Raw genomic sequence first — 21,846 nt, 5'->3', positions numbered from 1 at the left:
AATACGCTATTTGACAAGAAATAAGTATATCCTGTAAATGAAAATCATTAAAAGAAAGGCGAGGGGAAGAGAGGAAAAATACCAGCAAACATAAGTATGCTTGCTGGTATGCATTTATTATAGTTCACATTTATCAAGTGGAACGATTTTAGTTTTCTTTACAAATTTATAACCAAGCCAAATGATAAGGAAGAGTGGAAGTCCAATATAGGAAACGAGTACACCGTTCCAATCGATAGATTCCCCCATAAATGCGCCATAGTTTTGTCCCAAAATAACGATTAGGCAAAGTGTAAAGGCGAAGATTGGACCAAATGGGAACCATTTTGCTTTATACGGTAAATCATTTAAGTCTTTTCCTTGGGCAATATATGCTTTACGGAAGCGGTAGTGACTAATAGCGATTCCGATCCAAGCAATAAAGCCGGACATTCCAGATGCGTTTAATAACCAAACGTATACAATACCATCTCCGAATAATGAAGCTAAGAATGCTGCGCTACCAACTAATGATGTAGCGATTAAAGCATTTACTGGTACACCACGTTTATTTAGTTTTCCTAAAAACTTCGGTGCTTTTCCTTGACGAGCTAAATCCCAAAGCATACGAGTAGAAGCATACATTCCAGAGTTTCCAGCAGATAGAACAGCAGTTAAAATAACAGCATTCATAACAGAAGCAGCGAAAGCGACACCAGCTTTTTCAAATACAAGTGTAAATGGACTCACGGTAACATCGCTTGCAGCAAGACTATCTGTTGTATAAGGAATCAATAATCCGATTACAAGAATAGCAAAAATATAAAATAGTAAAATGCGCCAAAAGATAGAACGAATTGCTTTTGGAATGCTGCGCTCTGGATCAGAAGTTTCGCCTGCGGCTACACCTAATAATTCAGTTCCTTGGAATGAGAATCCAGCTGCCATAAAGACACCGATAATAGCCATAATGCCGCCGCTAAATGGTGCATCTGCAACTGTGAAATTTTTAAAACCGACTGGCTCTCCGCCCATAATGCCGAAAATCATCATAAATCCAACAATTAAAAAGAGAATAACAGTTGCTACTTTAATGAGTGCAAACCAATATTCCGCTTCGCCAAATCCTTTAACAGATAAATAGTTTAAAAGAAACATAATAGCTAAACAAATGGCACTCCAAATAAGAGAAGGAGTATTTGGAAACCAAAATTTCATAATTAATGTCACAGCAGCAAGCTCTGCTGCAATTGTGATTGCCCAGTTATACCAATAATTCCAGCCAAGTGCAAATCCGAGTGATGGATCAACGAATTTTGTTGCGTATGTGCTAAAAGACCCAGCGACAGGCATATATGCTGCTAATTCAGCTAAGCTTGTCATTAAAAAATAAACCATAATTCCAATTGCGACATATGCGACAAGTGCACCGCCAGGACCAGCTGAGTGAATAACACCACCGCTGGCAAGAAATAAACCAGTACCAATTGTACCGCCGAGAGAAATCATTGTAAGGTGACGCGATTTCAGACCTCGTCTCAGTTCACCTTGATTTTGTGTGGATTGTTGCGTTTTAGAGGTAGCTTGATCTGCTATGTTATTCATGTGTAACACTCCTTTTTTTAAGATAGGAAGGAGCGGGGGAATATAAAAAAACGCCAAAGGACTTTGGCGGAACGTTTCAAAATAACCACCCCATCATACCCTTCCGTTAAGATAGCACCCCACGTTTACACGGTATTTTGTAAACGTGACAGTTCTGTTCCTATTCGGAGACAGCCCCAACTTATATTCCCAGAGAAGAAATATAAACTTCGGCAACTTTTCCTTTCAAACGGGGTCATAGACATTCTCTGTGTCTCATCCGCTTTACTCTTAAAAGCCGCAACCTCTACCTCATCGGATTGATGAGGATTTGTTTATTGTTATGATTTTTAATATATGGCAATTGTAATGACTTTTTGAAAATATTGCAAGGGATTTTTGTAGGAAAGGATCAAAAAAGTTGGTTATTACATCGGAAACGTTTTCAAAACTCCGCCCGAACCTATTTTGTATGTAAATAGAATGATAAAAAAGTTGTTATACAAATGTTTCGCAAAAAAGAAGAGAAAATCCTTTAAAAATTAAAAGAAAATTCAGAAAAAGACAAAATGTAACGAGATATGTAATGTTAAATGAACATTCATTATTTATTGATGGACTTTTAAAAAGCGTATTGAAGGAAGGGGAATGCGTTTAGCAACAAACAGATTATACCATGTACAGGAGAAACGCTTTATATTACGGCTGAACAAAGATACGATAACGGATCACATATTGAAAATTATGTGCGGAAATTAAAAGAAGATGCTTCTTTGTTGTATTGAGGAAGTTAGTTTGTTGTTCGAAAAAGCGATGGTGTGATGATTGGTGACATTGGATTTAAAGGCGCACCAAATAGATAGAAAGAAGTGGAAATTGGATAGGGGGTCTTGAGGAACGTTGGAACAAGAGATATGCAACGGAAGCAGCTGAAGTGCTGGTTCTCTGGGCATTTCAGACTTCAAAAGTTGAAACAATGCGAGCTAAAATACTTCATAATAACATCAAGTCTATTCGTGTGCTGGAAACATGAAATACGAAACAAGTAGGCAAAACGGAAAAGATGATAAAGCAACAATTAAGATAGCGTAGAATAGATAAAAAAGCATGATCCTTTAAGCGGTATCATGCTTTTGATATTAAGGTAATATTTGTTTTTGGTCAGTTGGATAGTTAACGCTTTGCTTTGTTAACTGGGAGTGGTTACGAATAGATAAAAATAGAGCGATAATAATGATAAGTCCTACAGCGATATAAGAAAGTGTAATAATCGTTGGATCTACTTGGAGTGCTGTAAGAAGTGTTCGAATATTTGTGAAGATAATCAATCCACCAACAAGTACGCCAAGTAAATGAGACGGTACAATTCGAACTAACCATGCTGCAATCGGAGCGGCAATAATCCCACCTAGCATTAAAGCGAATACCCAAATCCAGCTTACTTGTTCCCATCCTAAAGAAATAAAAAAACCAATTGTCGCTGCTAATGCGACAGGAAATTCGCTCGTATCTACAGAACCAATCACTTTTCTTGCTTCATTCCCACGCGCGAGAAGTACTGGTGTAGTGATAGGGCCCCAGCCCCCGCCGCCAGTTGAGTCAATGAATCCCGCAAATAAACCGAGAGGAATCAGTTGTTTGCTAGACATACGTGTATTAGATGTAACAATTTGTTTTTGAATAATAAATCGTAATAAAATATAGACACCTAAAGAGAATAAAAATAAAGAAATGTATGGTTTAATTACGTCACCAGGTAAATTGCTTAAAAAACAAGCTCCGACAAAAGCGCCGATTGCCCCTGGTAATGTAAGCCTTGAAACAGTATATTTATCGACATTTCCAAAGCGTGCATGAGAAAATCCAGATGCGGCTGTTGTGACCACTTCAGCTAAATGAACAGAAGCAGAGGCAACGGCTGGTGCGATTCCAAACATTAATAATAATGAGGTAGATGTGACCCCGTACGCCATTCCAAGTGCTCCATCAATGAGTTGAGCAAAAAAACCAATAATAGCAAAGACAATTAATTTCTGCATATATAATCCCCCTGTAATAATAAATAAAAAGGCTCTTTTCTCAAGTGAGAAAAGAGCCTTTGGTTTTTCCAATCAGCATAATATAAATTTTTAATTATTATAATGCATATTAAAACCATAAATCAACTAGGTTTTGAAAAGTTTTTTGAATTGATTGAAATAACGGAATGATTATATAATAAAAAGATGTAGATGAGAGGAGGGAAAAGCATGTTAGCATTTGATCATCTTGTTCATGCTGTTCGGTGTACACCAAAAGAAGCGGAAAGACAAATGAAGGAACTCGGATTTCATACAGTACAAGGCGGAGAACATACGAACTGGGGAACATGGAATAGTTTAAGTTATTTTGATTTATCGTATATTGAATTTTTAGCAGTTAGGGATGAGGAACAAGCAAAGCAAGCGGATAATCCACTCGTTCAGGAGACTGTGGAGAAACTACAAAATGGAGAAGGAATGCTCCAAATTGCGCTTCGTACAAATCGTATTGAAGAATTAGCTACAAAATTCGTAGAAAAAGGCATACAAGTGAAAGGACCATTCGAAGGTAAACGAATGAGAAATGATGAACATCTCATAGAATGGAAAATGTTATTTGTGGAGCAGGAAGAAAGTAGTCCGAAATTACCGTTCTTTATACAATGGGAAGAATGTGATACAGATAGAAGGAGAGATTTACAACAATGTGGCGTCATTGCACCACATCGTAATGATGTAAAAGAAATGCAAACTATATACTATACTGTGAAAAATGTATGTGAAACCGTGGAACGATGGAAGGAGCTATTGGAAGTACAAGTAAATTCTCCTCAAGTTTATAAAGAATGGAATGCGATTTGTCAAAGTGTATTTCTTGGAAATGTAACGATTCAATTTTGTGAGCCAATCGGTGAAGGGATTATACAGGAACAGTTAGAACAAAATGGGGAATATCCTTTTGCGGTGGAATTACAAGGAACGCATCATCTTAAGAGTAAAAAACAAGTGTTAGGTAGTGTATACATCTATTAAGCAGAGGAATCGATGTGCAAGAAGTTTTAACTGAATTAGAAAAACGATTAAATTGATCTCATATCGTAAAGTGTACCGTTATTTCAAAAGGGTTTTCGCCAGATCAAAAGTATAAAATTGAACTAGAAAACCGTGAGCGTTATTTTATAAAAGTATGTGATCGTGTAGCTCGTAAACGTAAAGAGGAAGAATACGGATATATGAGTCGTTTGGAATTATTAGCGATACCAATGCCTAAACTACTTCATGTTGTAAATCTTGATTCATGCAATCAATGTGTACAAGTGTTTGAATGGATGGAAGGAGAAGATGGAAAAGATATACTTGCTAAATTGACTAAGAAAGAGCAATACATAGCTGGAAAAAGAGCGGGAGAAGTATTAAAGGCAATTCATACTGTGAAGGAAAAGAATGTAGAAGAATCTTGGAAAACGTTACGATGGAATAAATATAAGAAATACTTGCAAGCATTAGAAGAATATGAGACGGATTTTATTGATATAAAACAAGTGTTAACTTTTGTAGAAACTCATAAACATCTATTACAAGACCGTCCGGTTGTATTTTTACATGACGACTTTCACCCAGCGAATCTTATGTTTTATCGTAATGAGTTTCGTGCTGTTATTGACTTTGCAAGATTTGATTTTGGAGATCCAATTCATGATTTTTATAAATTACCTTTGTTTACAGTCGATACGAGTGTACCATTTGCAGTTGGACAAATTCACGGATATTGCGAGGGTGAACCACCGCTTCATTTTTGGAAGTTATATGCCTTGTACGCAGCAATGATTTTTCCCGCAGATATTGTGTGGACACATCGAATCACACCTAACTTAGTAGAGAAAATGAAAATAAGGTTAAGAAGAATTGTAGAAGAGCATAATGGTTTTACATCGTATATTCCAAATTGGTATAAACCTTTAATAAATATAGAATAACAGGAGGTGTACGTATGGATAAAATAGCAATTATTTCAGATATTCACGGCAATATTCCTGCGTTAGAGACAGTTCTTGAAGATATAAAATTAAGAGGGATAGAGCGAATTTTTTGTTTAGGTGACTTAGTAGGGAAAGGGCCGCAGTCTAGCGATGTCATTGATATTGTTCGTAAAGAATGCGAGCAAGTTGTAATGGGAAACTGGGATGACTTCATCACAAAGCCGACTGAATTTGAAACATTAAAGTGGCATCAAAATCAGCTTTCAGAAGAACAAATGGATTATTTAAGAGAACTGCCGTTTTCAATAGAATTTATGATGAGCGGAAAATTGATTCGGATGTTTCATGCTTCGCCTAGAAGTGTATATGAAAGAATTCAGCCACATGCTACAAGAGAAGAGCGGATGAGTATGTTTGAAAATAGTCATGTGACACAAAATATAGAAGGTGATAGAAAGCCAGATATTGTTTGCTATGGAGATGTCCACCAAGCGTTTGTGCAAAACTTTAAAGGAAAAACATTATGTAATGCTGGGAGTGTAGGAAATCCACTTGAGATTACACAATCTTCTTATTTAATCTTTGAAGGTATATATGATCAAAAAGAGCCGGCGAGTTTTTCGATTCAACTTGTCCGCCTCCCATATAACATTGAACTTGCGATACAAATAGCGAAAGAATGTAATATGCCAGAAATTGATGCTTATATACAAGAATTGACGACAGCTCAATATCGCGGATTAAAAAAATAGATTCATACAGTCACGTAAGGGCTTGTAAGAGAAAGTTCTATTTTGATATATTAATATACAGCTTTTGGTATATAAATTATAATGAATACATATAGTTGTTGAAAAGATTATGGGGAAAGGGAGGAATAGTATGAACAAAAAGTTTGGGATATTAATGAAAATTACACCACCGTTTAGTGTAGTTTTTCTGTTGATTGGTTTAACAATGGGAGTATTGGGCGTATTCGATCAGAATGTAAAAATGATAACCGCATCATTATTTATTATGATTCAATCTGTGCTTGCTCTCCTATATGTGAAATCTTTTAAACAAATATGGGGAAATAAGCTATAAATAGAAAAGGCGCAAGGAATTTCCTTACGCTTTTTTCTATTTTAGACAAGTTTTCATTGCACGATGTAAACGAGAGATCCCCTCATCTATTTGATTGATATTTACTTTTCCATATGATAATCGAATATAGCCATTCTTTGCGCCAAAAATACTACCGGGCATAAAGGCAATACCTTGTTTTAAACTTTGCATAATAAGTTGTTTTTCATTAATAGGTTTCTTTACTTTTCCCCATATGTAGATTCCGCCATTTGGATTTGAAAAAGAAATGTAGTCTTGAAGATAACAGTTTAAGGAATGAACAAGAAGATTTCTTTTTTGCGCTAGTTGTCTTCGCAGTTGTTCCATATGTATATGAAACGGAACGGTTTCAAAAAACTGTTGCATGAGCCACTGCGGGAGCACGCTCATTCCTAACTCCATTTGGTGACGCGCGTCCGATAATCTTTCCACTACAGACTGCGGAGCAACGAGCCAGCCGATTCGAAGGCCTGGTGCAATCATTTTGGATAAGGAATGAACATAAATAACTGTGCCATTTTCATCAATGGATTTTAAAGTCGGACAAGGCTTTTTCTTTTCCAGTGTTAGCAAACTGGATGGATCATCTTCTACAATTGGAATACGTAAATCTGCGCATAGTGATAATAGTTTTTTTCTCCGGTTTGGATGCAGCATCGTACCTGTTGGATTTTGAAAATTTGGGTTTAAAAAAATCATTTTAATACGGTGCTTACGATATAATTCATGCACATCTTCTGGATGAATTCCATGCTCATCAACAGGTAATGGGAAAATTCGAATACCAGCAGACTGGAAGAGCGGTAAAGAATAACAATGCGATGGGCTTTCAAATGCAACCGCATCGCCTGGGTTTAATAAACATTGTACAATTAGGTGAAGTGCTTGCTGTGCACCAGATGTAATCATAATGGATTGTTCTGTTGCATCAATATATAGATACTCTCTCATGTATTTTACCGCTGCCTGTCTTAACGGAAGATAGCCTTGTGGATGATCATAGCTAAGCGACTGAGTGAAAGGTTGCTTTTGTAAAATCATTTGCAGTTGTTCATGGGGAAATAGATCATACCCAAGTTCTCCGTTGGCAAAATCAATGATATTTTCATTTTGTTGTACTTGTTCCCGAATATGGCGAAGGAGCGGTAAATTTGGTAAGAACGTACCTCCTTCTACGAATCCTCTCCAGTTCGGTGTTAATGTAGGAGAAACGCCCCACATATGCGTACTCACACGTGTGCCTCTCCCTGTTGCACTCTCTACAATTCCCATAGCGCGAAGTTCATTATAAGCAGTTGTAACAGTACTGCGATTGATATTGAGATGCATTGCAAGCTTTCGTTCTGAAGGCAGAAAACTACCAGGAGGAAGCTCTCCGTACATAATACGTCTTTCAATGAAATCAACAACTTGTTGATAAATCGGAACTTTACTATTCGTATCTAATTTCCACTCCATTTATATCGTCCCCTTATTTCTCATCTATCGTCATTATAACAAATTGGTTGGGTGAAAAAACAGCCAATTGGATGGTGTAGTGTCCAGCCAATTTTACTATGCTAGTAGTGGAAGGGGAGATTAAGATGAAGCGATGGCAAATGGAATGGCTCCTCATATCAGTTGCTTTAGTATGGGGAGCGAACTATACAATTGGAAAATATGGAGTGGCATATATGTCATCCATTCAATTTAACAGTTTACGGTTTTTAGTAGCTTCTCCAGTATTATTAGTTATTACATTTATGTTGGAGCGCTCGTTACGTATTGAAAGAAAAGACTGGCTTAGATTAGTAGTCGTTGGAATTGTTGGAACAACGTTATATCAAACGTTATTTATGTTATCTGTCAAATACACTTCAGCAACAAATGCATCATTATTAATCGCAATGTCACCAATTTTTACAGGGATTTTAGCAGTATTACACAAACAAGAACGCTTTTCAATGAAAATCCAAGTTGGTTCGGTACTATCGTTTGGCGGGGCAGCGCTCGTATTATTAACTGGACATACGAGTCAATCTACATATGAGTATGCTTGGCTTGGAAATGGAATCGGACTAGTCGCTGCCATTGCATGGGGATGGTATCCAATCCTTGCGCAACCACTTATTACAAAGTATTCAGCGATGCGAGTAACTTCTTGGTCTACATTAATTGGAATTGTACCACTCGTTATATATTGTTTATTCCATGCAAGTGCATTAACATGGCCGGCAGATCTATTAAGCTGGGGATCATTAACATATTCAATTGTATTTGCGACCATTTTCGGTCTTGCAATGTGGTACGTTGGCATTAGTCAAATTGGTTCTACAAAAGTAATGGTTTATATGTATCTTGTTCCGTTGTTTGCGGTTATTTTTGCAGCGATGACCATCGGAGAGAGAATAACGATCATGCAGCTAATAGGTGGCCTTGTTATATTTATCGGTTTATATGTTGTGAAAAAAGGAACAATTAAAAAGTCTTCTTTCCATTTGAACAAGGTGAGTGAATGATGAAAATGACCTCTTGTGCAGAAGAAGCCAATGAAAACGTTTACTTCATAAGAAAAAGGAGTCCATCATCTATATACAGTAGGTGATGGACTCCTTTTTATCTCCAGCATTTCGGTAAAATACGTGTTGTTTTTCAAAGGAATCGGTTTTTATTATGTTGTTCTATAATCCTTATGTTTAAGTTTCTTTCTAATTTCTATAAAGGAAAGGATCATTATTAGTGTGCAAATTAATGTTAACCAATAAACGGTATTAATATTTGCTAATTGTTTTCCACATATAATGGGATTCACTACTGATTCATTGAAGTTATGTAATTTTTCTTAATAATATCTTTCGCGTTGTTAATAAGGAACGCAAGGAAAAGAACAGCTAGAATACCACTAATCCATGCATATTTGCTGCCAGTTGTATACTTATTATAGAAGGTTAAGATATTCCATATAACAAGAATGATTGAACAGATCGTAGAGGTAACGATTGAACCAAAACTTCTCATAATTGACACCTCACTTTTAAAATTTATTATATAATTATACATTAAAATAAATAGATTTAAAATAAAATGTAAAGGAATGATTCTAGTAGGTGAATACAGTTAGAAAAACTGTTGCGATTCATCTTCAAGTGATTAAAAGTCTTACTCCCACCTCATTTTTTTGCTTTCGCTGAACTTTGAGGTGGGAGTCTTACTGTTCGTTAAAGAATATAATAGGGGTATTTATAACAGTTCTGTTCGTACAGGGAAAGTAAAAAATATAATTTAGATATTCACAATCTCTCTATACTTTTCATAAATCGAAGCCGCCACTACTGTATCCAAAAAGGCAACCCCAACTGATTTAAATAAAGTAATCTCATTCGGATTTGCTCGTCCTTGTTTCTTCCCTATAATAATATCCCCAAGTTCACTATATATGTTTGAAAAATCCCATTCATTTTGTTTGCTTGCAATCAAGAAATCTCCAGCTTCATGTTGTACACCTTCTATTGTATCTACAATAATTTTATCACTGCGCTGTAATGTAGTGACATCAAGTTCTTGCATATGGGGCTGATAAGAACCAATTCCATTTATATGAGTACCAGGTTTGAGATAGTTTCCATTTAATACAGGGGTAGTTGAAGTAGTGCTACAAATCACAATATCAGCTATTGCAACAGCATCATTAGCTGATTCCATAATTTCAATCGACCCGCTCCAATTCGGATATAAGGAGAGTAAGATATTTTTAAATTCAAATGCTTTTTGCATTGTCCGATTGACGAGGAGAATGCGAGTTACCGGGCGAACTTCCATAACGGCTTGTATTTGTCCGAGCGCTTGAGCGCCGCACCCAATGACAACGCAGACATTAGCATTTTGACGAGCGAAATGTTTTGTCGCGATACCGCTCATTGCTCCTGTGCGAAGTGTTGTTAAATAGGAAGCTTCAATTGTTGCGACATGATCACCAGTATTTGTTTCTGTTAAAACGATTAAGCTTTGTAGTGCTTTTTTCCCTTTTTGCGTATTTTGGGGAAAGACACTAACGATTTTCGTAGAAGCAAATTCGATGGGAGCTACATAAGAAGGCATATAAAGGGAGTTTGCTTCTTCTTGAGAGTGCTGTATATTTAGTCGTACCGGCGTTGCAATTTCATTGTTCATGTAATATTGGAATGCCCTTTCTACATCTTGTAAGCAATCTTTCATTTTATAAATTTCTTTTACCATTTCTTCTGTAATATGAATCATTCTAATCACCCTTCTTTTTAATAGAAAAGGGGGAGCTAGAAATCCCCCGATTGATTAAGCTTGTATATCTTGATTTTGTATATTTTCTGCCATTTGCTTCGTTGAAACGGCAGCAATTGCGATTAAAGAGATACAGCAAGTAAGTACAATATATAGCGCTACTGGAATCCATGAATTGTTATACACATTCATTAAATAAGCAGCAATCATTGGTGCCGTTCCGCCAGCAAGTGCAGCGCCTAGTTGATAACCTAATGTAACACCGGTATAGCGAACTTGAGTAGAAAAAATTTCAGAGAATAATGTACCTAATACAGCTGTGACAGGTGCCCATAAAATACCTAAACCAATAACAGTTGCGATTATGATAGAAAAAGAGGTTCCTTGATTTAATAGGAAGAAATAGGGGAAGGCATATAAAAGAATGGCAACTGTACCCCATATGTACATTTTCTTTCTCCCAATTGTATCTGAAAGTTTTCCCATTAACGGGATCATAATCGTCGTAATGAGCATAGCAATCGTAACAGCATTTAAAACAGTTGTATGCGGTAATTTGAGTTGCAGTGTACCGTAAGAAACAATGAATGTTGAGAAAATATAGAAAGGACCTGTTTCCGCTACCTTTGCACCTGTAGCGCTTAGAACAGACTTCCAATGATAGCGCAGCGTATCGACAATTGGCAGTTTAGCAATATTTCCGCTTTCCTTCGCTTTTTTGAAATCAGGTGTTTCATCTAATCCATTTCGAATCCATAATCCTATGAATACGAGTACGGCACTCAGAATAAATGGAACTCTCCATCCCCACGTCACAAAGTTATCACCAGAAATCATTGTCATAAAGGAGATTGCTGCAGTTCCAAGTAACATTCCAATTGTAACACCTGTTTGCGGAATACTGCCGAAAAATCCCTTTTTATCTTTTGGTGCATATTCGACTGCTAGTAGTAAAGCGCCACCCCATTCACCGCCAATTCCTAGTCCTTGAATAATTCGCAGTAAGATTAAAAGAATGGGAGCCAATATACCGACCGATCGTCTCATAAGAAGGAAGTAAGCCAATACATACTGTCGCTCCTCCCATAAGCGATAAGGTTAAAACAAGTGTCTTTTTTCGGCCGATTTTGTCACCGATATGACTGAAAATAATACCTCCAAGAGGGCGAATGAAAAACGGGATACCAAAAGAAAGATAGGAAAGCATAAGTGCGATAAGAGGGTCCTCGTTTACAAAAAACAACTTGTTAAATACAAGCGCGGCAGCTGTTCCGTATAAAAAGAAATCAAACCATTCGATAGAACTGCCAATTAAACTAGCTATTAATGCTCTTTTTTGAGTGGAACTTTGTTGTTGCATGAATTCACCTCTTTTTATTTTATTTTTTGATTATTGTGAATATTTTATATGAAAAAAATTTTTGTGTCAAAGTTTGAAGGAAGTGATACAGTAAGCAGCAAATACTATAAGGTGTTGCCTTTTATGAGAATATTGAGTTTCTACGAATGAGGAGGAAAAAATGAGGGTTAGGAATATACAAAGTGAAGATTATACAGCCATCCATTCTGTCCTTAACGAATGGTGGGGTGGACGGAATATGGCGGATATGTTACCAAAACTATTCTTCATTCATTTTCAAGAAACGAGTTTTGTTATGGAAGAGGATGGAGAGATAGTAGGTTTTTTATGTGGATTCTTATCGCAAACACATCCCGATGAAGCGTACGTTCATTTTATTGGAGTGGACCCAAAGTATCGAAGAAAAGGGATAGCCTCTACACTCTATTCTTATTTTTTTGATGTGGCTCGTGCAAATAATCGTCATACCGTTAAAGCAGTAACCTCTCTAGTAAATAAAAAATCAATTCAATTTCATCAAGAATTTGGATTTGAAATTGAAGCAGGTGATAGCGAGGTTGATGGTGTATCTGTACATACAAATTATGATGGGAATGGAGAGAGTAGAGTTTTATTTGTAAAGAAAGTATAAATAGCGACAAATAATTTCGTTATTCTCCCGTAACTTTTTAACTAGGAAAATCGTTATATAAATTGAATGCTAATTTTTTAGTTTGTGAAATGGGGGAAAGATATGAAGGTGCTTATATTAGGAGGTACGCGCTTTTTAGGAAGAGCATTAGTAGAAGAAGCTTTGAAACGAGGACATGAAGTAACTTTGTTTAATCGCGGTACAAATAAAGAAATATTTCCTAAAGTAGAACAGCTAATTGGCGATAGAGATGGAGATGTGTCTGCTTTAAAGAATCGAAATTGGGATATTGTGATGGATACATGTGGATTTGCACCACATCAAATTCGTAACATTGCCACCATACTTGGAGGAAATATCGAACATTATACATTTATTTCAAGCATGTCTACCTATAAAGATTGGATTCCACTGCATATTAAGGAAGACTATCAATTACAGTCTATTCCACCTAGGGAGAAGTTGAAAGCGATTGAGGACGGGGAGGCATCTCCTTACGAGTATTACGGAGGATTAAAAGTGTTATGTGAGAAGGAAGCAGAAAAATATTGGCCAGGGCGAGTTTTGCATATGAGAGCAGGACTTTTAGTTGGGGCATTTGATTACACAGACCGGCTTCCGTACTGGATTCAGCGTGTAGCACAAGGGGGGGAAGTATTGGTTCCAGAGCATTCCAACCGTCCTGTTCAATTGATTGACGTAAAAGATGTGGCAACGTGGGCGTTTAATATGGCAGAAGGCAGAAAAGTAGGCACGTTTAATGTAACAGGACCGAATAATGAATTGACGATAGGAGAGTTATTAAATACTTGCAAAGCTGTTACCAACAGCGATGCTGAATTTGTATGGGTGGAAGAACAATTTTTACTAGAAAATAAAGTGCAGCCATGGACGGAGATGCCTCTATGGATTCCTGAAACTTTTCCGTTAGAAGGAGAAACAGAACCGTGGAAGGGGAGTTTTTTTATAAGTATTGAAAAAGCTGTTAACGCTGGACTTTCTTTTAGACCCATTCAAAATACGATTTCTGATGTGTATCAATGGGAAAAATCGAGGAAAGATACAGAACGAAAAGCAGGTATGGCAAGAGAAAAAGAGAGGGAATTGTTAAAGCTTTGGTTTCAACAAGAGAAAATGCGATGAGAAGATAAGGTTAGAATGCAGAGGTGGATTGTGTTTAGGAATTTTATATAAATGATTGAAATATAAGGTATATCCCCCGCCTTCATTGAAGGCAGGGGGGGATTGTTTGAATGAACTGAAAATTATTTTTTGAAAGGTATATTTTGGTTGAATTTATATATGTCGCTGCATGTTCGAATGGGTGAAACACTTTACTACGGACTAGGAGTAAGAATTACCAATTCACATTCTGAAGAGAAAGTGATACGGCATTCAGGTTTAACACCGAATTCACATGCAAAAATGTTTTTTATACCTAAAACAGATTGGGGCGGCGTTATTTTAACGAATAAGAATCATATTTTTGAAGAGGAAGCGCTCCCTCAATTGAAATAAGGGATAATAAATACATTACATGGAAATAAACCGGTACATATTCCAGCAAGTACACCGAGTGTTCAGTGGATTCTATTTAGAATCATTTCCTTACTTAATAAAGATGAAAGAAACGTTACAAAAGGAATAAGTGGATATTTTCGGTATTGTTTTCTTTCTGATAGCTCTTATTATCATTCCAGCACTCATTTATAGCACAAATTCTCCGTGACATGTGATTTATATGTTTGCGTATGTGTTGGCGTTGTAATTTTTTTAGGAATCAATGGAGTATTGTCCATCATGATTGCGAGTAAGGGACAATGTAAATAAAATATAGTAATTTTTCAATCTAACATAATATGAAGAGGGGATTATCATGGATCTTACATTTCAAGTCAATCAATCATGTTTTAATTATAGAGTTGGTGCAATATGTAAACATGATAATAAAATTTTAATGCTTCAAAATGAGGGAGAAGATTTCTGGTATGTACCAGGTGGTCGCGTACAATTGCTAGAGACGAGTGAAGTAGCAATAAAAAGAGAGCTAAAAGAAGAGCTTGGAGTCGATGTTGCAGTGAAACGACCTTTATGGATTGTAGAAAATTTCTTTACGTATGATTCAAGGCAGTTCCATGAAATAAGTTTGTATTATGAAGTCAATTTACTTACGTTACCAGTAAAAGGAGCAGATTCTTTTCTTTTTGAAGAAGAAGGGAGAAAATATAAATTTCAATGGATACCTTTAGAACAAATATGTGAATATAACGTAAAACCAGAGTTTTTAAAAGATAAAATGACGCAGTTGCCACTTCATGTGGAACATATTGTTAAGAATCAATAGGGCAGTTATATGAAAAAGATATTCCTAAATATGGAACCGTATTATGATAGAGAAGAAAAAACAAAAAATGGAGGGCATCTATGATTACATTGCAACAAAAATTAGAGCAGTATACGAGCATATATAAACAGTTGAAGAGAGAACTAAAGTGGAAAACGAGTGATTCTCGAACAGGGATGATGATTGCTGCTATGTACACAAGTAGCGATAAACCTTTTGATTTAGAACGTTTTTTACAAATTAGTCATTATATTAAATCTCAGGTAGGTATGTTTTCCTATTTGAAATCTTATCATCGCTTTGTAGTTGCGGCAACGTTAGATATTCACTTTACGCATTATAAAACGGCATTTCAGCAGTTTTTAGACTTATATGAACGGTTTATCGCTAGTGGTTTTAGCCGCAGTATCTTTACTTATTTAGCCGCAGCTACGCTTTTGCCAGATGATCGTGAGCAATATGAAGCACGTATTCAGCGTTCCGTGAAGGTATATAAACGTATGAAAGAGGATCACTTCTTCCTTACAAGTACAAGTGATTATCCGCTCGCAGTTTTATTAGCAGGACAACAAGAAGAAATAGGACCGCTTATGGACCGGGTGGAGCGCCTCTATCAGAAACTGGCGACATCTGGTTTGCGCAAAGGAAATGCTCTTCAATTTTTAAGTCATATTCTCTCTCTAAAGAAGGATATTCGTGAAGATATGTTAGTGGCGCGATGTACAAACATATGGAATTTATTTAAGCAAGAAAAAGTAAAAGTGAAACAAATGCACTATCCAGCTATTGGGCTACTAGCATTGCTTGAAGATGGAGAAAAAGAAGTTTCTTCTATTCGAACATTTATGGAGAAATTGCAGGGGGATAAGCTATTCCGTTGGCAGACGGATACAAATATTTTGATTGCGATCCAACTATTTGTGAGTCAAAAAGGTATGGAACATCAAGCAGCTAACACAGGATTACAAACAATGATTGAGATTCTCATACAGGCGCAACAAGCAGCTGTCATCGCAGCAATTTCGGCTTCTACTGCCGCGACTTCTGCAAGCAGTAATTCATAACGAATTAGTTGCTGTATGTTATTATAAGACTTTTCAAAATTAACAGTAGTCTGGCTACTAGTAAGGGGATTTATTCTGAATGTAAAGGCTATTTCTATAAGGAATAGTCTTTTTTATATTCAAATTGAGAAGACGCAATAATACGTCATAAGGAATGTAATAGAATAAGTAAAAACAAAACAGTAAACATACAAACCTTTGGCGTTTTCTTATTATTGATAGTAAAGAAGGAAAAACAACACTTGCATCTCTCACTAAATGTAATCAACGACGAATAGGAACTTCCTCAGCAGTGATGGCTGTATGTGATGACTTGTAAAACTTTGTTAACACAAATCGGTATTTAACAGCATCGTGAAATAGTAACGTGTATGATGGGTAGCCAATCAAATAAGGAAAGTATGTTTTCCCTCCCTTGGTGAAGTTAGTGGAACTTAATCGAGGGGGATTTTGTTTTAAATGGATACTAATAAATTCCTTGCTTCGTTGAGCCCTAGAAAGAGTATGTGTATTGCATTTTCAATACAATCATTATATAATATCGTTAATCGATATATCGCCTGTTGATATAGATGTTGGCGATATAATGGAGGTAGATAGAGTGGATGAGAAAGCAAAAAAATATATTCCATTAACAGAAGCAACCTATTATATTTTGTTGTCATTCGCAAAGCGAATACATGGGTATGGAGTTATGCAGATGGTGGAAGAAATGACAGATGGGGAAGTTAAGCTTGGGCCTGGTACATTATATGGAAACATAACAAAGTTATTGACGGAAAAATTAATCGTAGAAGTAGATTCTACAGATAGAAAAAAATGTTATATGTTAACTCCATTTGGTAGAGAGGTATTAGAACTTGAATTTAAAAGATTACAACGCTCTGTTCAAAATGGAAAACAAATTTTAAGGGAGAAGATGTAATATGGAAATTAAGAAAACCTTTAAATTTTTTACAGCGTGGAACTTAGAAAAGGAAGAGGCATACTTAAGAGAAATGCATCAAAAAGGTTGGGCATTTCAGAAATATCATTTCATGTATACATTTAAGAAAACAGAACCGAAAGATGTTGTGTATAAAGCTGACTTTAACTTTGATTTTCAAAAATCTTTAAAGAATCAGAGAGAATATTTGGAAATATATGAGATGTCCGGTTGGAAATATGTATCTAGTTTTACAAAATGGCATTATTTTTGTAAAGAAGTTGTGGATAAGAATGAGCTACCAGATATTTATTCTGAAACAGAAACGAGAATTGAAAAATTAAAAGACCTATTAAACCACCTTGTAATTATTTTTTTATCGATCCTACCAGCCATATCTATTTCTTGTTTAGAGTCTCCTGCAAACAAATTGTCGATTATCATAAAAGGTTTCATAGGATTTGTAGTTTGTATACATATGTATATGTTTGTGCGATTGATTTTGAAAATTAGAAAGTTAAAAAAAGAAATAATATAAAATAGTGTGAAAAAGAGAGAATTAGAGTGTTGGTTTGACTATAGTATTTCTATAATTGACTTTAGAAGAAAGGATTGTGAAAGGAGCGATTCTTGTTTTTTATTAGATTCATTGTACGTGATATTATGAAGGTAGGGATAAGGGGATAAAAAGTGAGTAATGGACAAACAGCCGAAAAAGTAACGAGCTTGTTTTATTACTTTTTCGGCTATGAAATATGAACCGAGCTTTCTAATGTTAAAATAATTTGTTTTGTGCAGGTTTTATAAATTGTTCTGGATTTTCAACTAATCCACATACAGCGCATTGTACACGGTATGTAGGACCTTGGTAAGACATATGAAACACATTTAATGTTTCGTTTGTATATTCTTCTTCGATTTGTCCTGTTTGTGGGTTGAGTTTTACCGGTTTGACTTGTTGTTCAAGAATATTAAAGCGAGTACGGTTTGTTTTACAATTTGGACATAACATTGGTTCCATTTGTGCACACCTCCATCTTTAGCATGTGCGGAATGGAAAAATTTATTCAAAAGGGCGCACTACATAAAAAGGGCTAAACAATTTTCTCAATATCGATCATGTGATAAAAGGTTCAAAAATCTGAAAATATAAAATATAATAAAACATGAATTGGTTATGTCCAATCTCCTGTTTATGCCAATATGTTTGAGACCGAGTAATCGGTCTTATTTTTTATGCTATCATTTGTTGAAAACAAGGTGTTTAAAAATAATTTGTCGAATGTTAGAGAAGATGGTTATACGTTAAAAAGTATGAAGAACGTTTATTACTAAAAGAGGAACATAGCACATATGTTGAATAGAATTCAGGAGGAAAAGGAGAGAAAGAATGGGATTTCCAACTTTAGAGACGGAGCGTTTTATACTAAGAGAATTAACGTTATTAGATGCAGAGAATATGTTTCATTATTTTCAAAAAGAATCTGTCATGCGCTATTTTGGTATGGACGCTATTCGAAATATGGAGCAGGTAAAAAGAATGATTCAGATGTTTAGCAAAAAATATAAAGAAGGAAGCCAAGTGCGCTGGGGAATTGAACTGAAAGGGACAAATCGATTCATTGGTACATGTGGATTTCACTTTATTAATCTTAATCATAAGCGAGCCGAAATTGGTTACGAACTCGATGATGCATATTGGGGAAAAGGATATGCAACTGAAGCGGTACAGACAATCGTTACATATGCTTTTCAAACGATGAAACTTATCAGAATTGGAGCTGTTGTCTATAAAGAGAACGAGGCTTCTCATAAATTATTGAAAAAGATTGGATTTCAAAAAGAAGGACTGCTTCGGAAATATATGATTCAAAATAATGTAGAGTATGATACCATCATCTATTCCTTATTAGCAGAAGATTGGGAGAAAAGATCATGTCTTTCAATCAAGTATTAAAAGTGATTGATGAGAATATAGGTAAACGATTTGTTTTAGGAATAGATGGATTAAGTCGCTTAGGGAAAACAACTTTGGTGAAGCAGCTTGAACAAAAGTTAAAACAAAAGGGTGCATCATTTTATATATTTCATATAGATGATCATATTGTAGAACGGAACAAACGCTATCATACTAAATTTGAAGAATGGTAAGAATATTACTATTTACAGTGGGATATAGAATGGTTACGATATCATTTTTTTCAGCAATTAAAGTGGAAAGAACAGTTTCGGTTTCTAGGAGCTAGCCCCAAAACCCCCAGCTAGCTCTCTCACCCAAAAACAAGAATTCCTGTTAGAAATTTGCTAATTAAACACGCACTAAAAATAGAATCTTTATTTATATTCTTATCGTTTCCTACCTTAAGCATGCCGTAATTTATGGACATTCTTAAGATTTTGAAGAGAATTGAAATCCAATGACAAGTAAAGTTTTAGAAACTAATAAAACAAACAAAAGGATTATGTGAGGAGCGAATGCAATCGTAAGAATGAAAGCAACCAAAATAGTACATAAAATATTTGCTGTATGACAAATGACAAAAAATCTTGTTTGTCTTTGTTTGATGCTAATAAGAACATAGTTTAAAAAAGCAAGGAAGATGAGTGTACAACCGGCACTTGCAAACCAAAGGGCCTCGATTGTATATGACTTATAATTTATTGGAGTTACAGCAATATGAACGATTCCAATGATAAAAATAGCGACAATAAATATTAAAATCGCCTTTCTCATTTAAAAATCCCCTTTCTTTTCTTGGATACAGTTATAAATGATATGTGATTAGTTCCCATATCATGCGAAAAAGGAAGTATGTGTCTTTGATTTATTTAACATTAGTGCCCTTTAGGGGTGGCAACACTGATTAGGGAAACACGTATTGCAAACAAAAAGAGCTACTTTTTGTTTGCAATTCTTAAATTTATGTATTTAAGAAATCCTGCTTCCATACTTTACCTTTTTTAATGAATTCACTCAGCAAAAATCAAATGAAATATTTTAATTGAAAATAATTATCAAAATCAATTATAATAGAAGAATATGAAAGTGATTTGGAAATTAAGGGAGTGGGATGTATGTTTATTGAAACAAAGACACTTACAGTAAAAGAAGGTACTTCAGATCTTGTTGTGCAGCGTTTTTCTGGAGAAGGCATGATTGAAAAATTTGAAGGTTTTATTGATTTAAACGTTCTTGTGAAAAAGGTAAGAAGAGGAGACGAAGAAGTCGTTATTATGATTCGCTGGGAATCTGAAGAAGCATGGAAAAATTGGGAGACAAGCGAAGAACATTTGGCTGGTCATCGTGCAAATCGCGGAAAACCAAAGCCAGAACATATTTTAAATGCTGAACATGCTGTTTATTATGTGAAAGCAACGAAATCGGCTTATCAGCAATCATAATGTGGATGAAAAGGGGGCGATTTAGCCCTTTTTTTAATGATTAAAGAATTCTTTTCTTAAATGTAGTTTTGTATTATATTAGAAAATAAGAGTGTACCTATACCAATACTCATTTTGCAGCATATCAATTTTTGAAAGAAAGGAGTCAAAACCCTTATGTTTCAAGGGATAGACTTTATTTTTGAAAATGCATATGAAACAAAACTAACAGTGTGCTGCAAAACTTTCAGTGTATTATATAATAAATGTATTGATTTTAAAGAGAATTATGGTGATTTTTTATAGGGTTTTATCTGAACGTAGTGGGATATAAAGCACGATACCGCGTGCAAAGTCTTCTACACTACGCGCGTGTTTTATCTGAACGTAGTGGGATATAAAGTGATCCGTGCGCTACCATTTCCGCTTGGTCGCACGAGTTTTATCTGAACGTAGTGGGATATAAAGCTTAAGAAAGGAATATTGATTATTGAAAAATGGTTCAGTTTTATCTGAACGTAGTGGGATATAAAGGGAAACGTCTCTGTTTTAGACGACACTAATTTCAGTGGTTTTATCTGAACGTAGTGGGATATAAAGACGGTTTGCAATGCACCACCAACGCCACCAACACGGGTTTTATCTGAACGTAGTGGGATATAAAGGGGATGTTTTTCTTTGCAATCGCTCCGTGAAATCCTGTTTTATCTGAACGTAGTGGGATATAAAGTTGACTGAGCGTTCAAGAAAGTAGCATGTTTGTCCCAGTTTTATCTGAACGTAGTGGGATATAAATCCAATGTATTCAATGGTTTTTGGACATTGTTAGAAAGTTTTATCTGAACGTAGTGGATAAGATAAAAAGCTTCAGATGATAATAGTCCTTCTAGGGCATAGCTATCAACTTTAGAGAAGTGCTTCCCCTAAAAAAGTATCGGGACACTTTTTTGTAATCTTTGAATGCAATCCTGGATTTTGGGTATATTCAAATAGAACTTCCTATGATATATATTTTATGGCGCTATTTGAAGCCGATTCGCTGATTTTTCTATGTTTTGTTTACTGATAGCTTGAAAGAGGTTGCTAAGCACTAAAACAGGGGGGGGAAGTACAAAAAAGTTGCGGTGTATATTTTTTTGATAGATTTGCACCATATAAGCATATTTCAACTTACTCATTTTTTCCTTGTGTCTCTCATAAAGGTCTTTGTAGTTGATAGGTGTAACGCTTGCAAA

At 35.5% G+C, this 21,846-nt stretch carries 21 protein-coding genes, 2 pseudogenes, 1 CRISPR repeat array and 1 riboswitch; of the genes and pseudogenes, 16 read left to right on the top strand and 7 right to left on the bottom strand.

Annotation, left to right across the window (positions count from 1 at the left end; translation table 11 throughout):
* Positions 1–117: 117 nt before the first annotated feature.
* Positions 118–1,584, bottom strand: a complete 1,467-nt coding sequence (locus BCER98_RS10500; protein ID WP_012094513.1) for an amino acid permease — start codon at positions 1,582–1,584, stop codon at positions 118–120.
* 104 nt (positions 1,585–1,688) lie between these two features.
* Positions 1,689–1,881, bottom strand: a riboswitch (Lysine riboswitch).
* A gap of 541 nt (positions 1,882–2,422) precedes the next feature.
* On the opposite strand from BCER98_RS10500, the gene BCER98_RS23710 reads away from it, so the two are divergent.
* On the top strand, positions 2,423–2,596 hold the full coding sequence (locus BCER98_RS23710; RefSeq protein WP_087098814.1) for a GNAT family N-acetyltransferase: 174 nt from the start codon (positions 2,423–2,425) through the stop codon (positions 2,594–2,596).
* 106 nt (positions 2,597–2,702) lie between these two features.
* Here the strand turns inward: BCER98_RS23710 and BCER98_RS10495 are convergent, their stop codons facing one another.
* A complete protein-coding gene (locus BCER98_RS10495; protein ID WP_012094512.1) occupies positions 2,703–3,602 on the bottom strand; it encodes a sulfite exporter TauE/SafE family protein in 900 nt (299 codons plus the stop codon).
* Between the two features lie 210 nt (positions 3,603–3,812).
* Between BCER98_RS10495 and BCER98_RS10490 the strand changes: the two genes are divergently transcribed.
* The 4 genes from BCER98_RS10490 to BCER98_RS10475 all read left to right on the top strand — a co-directional run bounded on the left by BCER98_RS10490 (position 3,813) and on the right by BCER98_RS10475 (position 6,649).
* Positions 3,813–4,616, top strand: a complete 804-nt coding sequence (locus BCER98_RS10490; RefSeq protein WP_012094511.1) for a VOC family protein — start codon at positions 3,813–3,815, stop codon at positions 4,614–4,616.
* A gap of 62 nt (positions 4,617–4,678) precedes the next feature.
* On the top strand, positions 4,679–5,560 hold the full coding sequence (locus tag BCER98_RS10485; RefSeq protein ID WP_237701333.1) for an aminoglycoside phosphotransferase family protein: 882 nt from the start codon (positions 4,679–4,681) through the stop codon (positions 5,558–5,560).
* A gap of 14 nt (positions 5,561–5,574) precedes the next feature.
* A complete protein-coding gene (locus BCER98_RS10480) occupies positions 5,575–6,315 on the top strand; it encodes a metallophosphoesterase family protein (RefSeq protein WP_012094510.1) in 741 nt (246 codons plus the stop codon).
* 130 nt (positions 6,316–6,445) lie between these two features.
* Positions 6,446–6,649 (top strand): hypothetical protein, encoded by a 204-nt coding sequence (locus tag BCER98_RS10475; protein WP_041809796.1) that lies wholly within the window; start codon positions 6,446–6,448, stop codon positions 6,647–6,649.
* Between the two features lie 36 nt (positions 6,650–6,685).
* On the opposite strand, the gene pdxR is transcribed toward BCER98_RS10475, so the two are convergent.
* Positions 6,686–8,128: a MocR-like pyridoxine biosynthesis transcription factor PdxR gene (gene pdxR / locus BCER98_RS10470; protein WP_012094508.1), complete on the bottom strand. Its 1,443-nt coding sequence runs from the start codon at positions 8,126–8,128 to the stop codon at positions 6,686–6,688.
* A 125-nt stretch (positions 8,129–8,253) separates the two neighbouring features.
* On the opposite strand from pdxR, the gene BCER98_RS10465 reads away from it, so the two are divergent.
* A complete protein-coding gene (locus tag BCER98_RS10465) occupies positions 8,254–9,168 on the top strand; it encodes a DMT family transporter (RefSeq protein ID WP_012094507.1) in 915 nt (304 codons plus the stop codon).
* 763 nt (positions 9,169–9,931) lie between these two features.
* On the opposite strand, the gene BCER98_RS10455 is transcribed toward BCER98_RS10465, so the two are convergent.
* Both BCER98_RS10455 and BCER98_RS10450 read right to left on the bottom strand, forming a co-directional pair.
* Positions 9,932–10,906, bottom strand: a complete 975-nt coding sequence (locus BCER98_RS10455; RefSeq protein ID WP_012094506.1) for an ornithine cyclodeaminase family protein — start codon at positions 10,904–10,906, stop codon at positions 9,932–9,934.
* A gap of 54 nt (positions 10,907–10,960) precedes the next feature.
* Positions 10,961–12,266, bottom strand: a pseudogene (locus BCER98_RS10450) (MFS transporter).
* A 160-nt stretch (positions 12,267–12,426) separates the two neighbouring features.
* Here BCER98_RS10450 and BCER98_RS10445 point away from each other — a divergent pair.
* The 7 genes from BCER98_RS10445 to BCER98_RS10415 all read left to right on the top strand — a co-directional run bounded on the left by BCER98_RS10445 (position 12,427) and on the right by BCER98_RS10415 (position 17,768).
* Positions 12,427–12,897 carry a GNAT family N-acetyltransferase gene (locus tag BCER98_RS10445; RefSeq protein WP_012094505.1) on the top strand — a complete coding sequence of 157 codons (471 nt, stop codon included), beginning with the start codon at positions 12,427–12,429 and terminating at the stop codon, positions 12,895–12,897.
* A gap of 102 nt (positions 12,898–12,999) precedes the next feature.
* Positions 13,000–14,040 (top strand): SDR family oxidoreductase, encoded by a 1,041-nt coding sequence (locus BCER98_RS10440; RefSeq protein WP_012094504.1) that lies wholly within the window; start codon positions 13,000–13,002, stop codon positions 14,038–14,040.
* 147 nt (positions 14,041–14,187) lie between these two features.
* Positions 14,188–14,415 carry a serine hydrolase gene (locus BCER98_RS23055; protein ID WP_237701305.1) on the top strand — a complete coding sequence of 76 codons (228 nt, stop codon included), beginning with the start codon at positions 14,188–14,190 and terminating at the stop codon, positions 14,413–14,415.
* A gap of 358 nt (positions 14,416–14,773) precedes the next feature.
* A complete protein-coding gene (locus tag BCER98_RS10430; protein ID WP_012094502.1) occupies positions 14,774–15,241 on the top strand; it encodes an NUDIX hydrolase in 468 nt (155 codons plus the stop codon).
* Positions 15,242–15,321: 80 nt separating this feature from the next.
* A complete protein-coding gene (locus tag BCER98_RS10425; RefSeq protein WP_012094501.1) occupies positions 15,322–16,305 on the top strand; it encodes a DUF4003 domain-containing protein in 984 nt (327 codons plus the stop codon).
* Positions 16,306–16,906: 601 nt separating this feature from the next.
* On the top strand, positions 16,907–17,230 hold the full coding sequence (locus BCER98_RS10420) for a PadR family transcriptional regulator (protein ID WP_012094500.1): 324 nt from the start codon (positions 16,907–16,909) through the stop codon (positions 17,228–17,230).
* A 1-nt stretch (position 17,231) separates the two neighbouring features.
* On the top strand, positions 17,232–17,768 hold the full coding sequence (locus tag BCER98_RS10415; protein WP_012094499.1) for a DUF2812 domain-containing protein: 537 nt from the start codon (positions 17,232–17,234) through the stop codon (positions 17,766–17,768).
* Positions 17,769–18,005: 237 nt separating this feature from the next.
* Here BCER98_RS10415 and BCER98_RS10410 read toward each other — a convergent pair whose 3' ends face one another.
* Positions 18,006–18,251: a hypothetical protein gene (locus tag BCER98_RS10410; protein WP_012094498.1), complete on the bottom strand. Its 246-nt coding sequence runs from the start codon at positions 18,249–18,251 to the stop codon at positions 18,006–18,008.
* Between the two features lie 369 nt (positions 18,252–18,620).
* On the opposite strand from BCER98_RS10410, the gene BCER98_RS10405 reads away from it, so the two are divergent.
* Together BCER98_RS10405 and BCER98_RS10400 are read left to right on the top strand one after the other, a co-directional pair.
* A complete protein-coding gene (locus tag BCER98_RS10405; protein WP_012094497.1) occupies positions 18,621–19,187 on the top strand; it encodes a GNAT family N-acetyltransferase in 567 nt (188 codons plus the stop codon).
* Positions 19,166–19,444, top strand: a pseudogene (locus BCER98_RS10400) (kinase); the annotation flags it as partial. The gene BCER98_RS10405 and the pseudogene BCER98_RS10400, both read left to right, overlap by 22 nt.
* Positions 19,445–19,619: 175 nt before the next feature.
* On the opposite strand, the gene BCER98_RS10395 reads toward BCER98_RS10400, so the two are convergent.
* Positions 19,620–19,964: a hypothetical protein gene (locus tag BCER98_RS10395; protein WP_012094495.1), complete on the bottom strand. Its 345-nt coding sequence runs from the start codon at positions 19,962–19,964 to the stop codon at positions 19,620–19,622.
* A gap of 341 nt (positions 19,965–20,305) precedes the next feature.
* On the opposite strand from BCER98_RS10395, the gene BCER98_RS10390 reads away from it, so the two are divergent.
* Complete coding sequence (locus BCER98_RS10390) at positions 20,306–20,632, top strand: antibiotic biosynthesis monooxygenase family protein (protein WP_012094494.1); 327 nt, start codon at positions 20,306–20,308, stop codon at positions 20,630–20,632.
* 286 nt (positions 20,633–20,918) lie between these two features.
* Positions 20,919–21,407: a CRISPR direct-repeat array (repeat unit 29 nt; unit sequence GTTTTATCTGAACGTAGTGGGATATAAAG).
* Positions 21,408–21,846 lie beyond the last annotated feature (439 nt).

Source organism: Bacillus cytotoxicus NVH 391-98, assembly GCF_000017425.1.
Taxonomy (GTDB): domain Bacteria; phylum Bacillota; class Bacilli; order Bacillales; family Bacillaceae_G; genus Bacillus_A; species Bacillus_A cytotoxicus.
The sequence above is the reverse complement of the archived record's forward strand: the minus strand, read 5'-3'. Positions and strand labels throughout refer to the sequence as shown.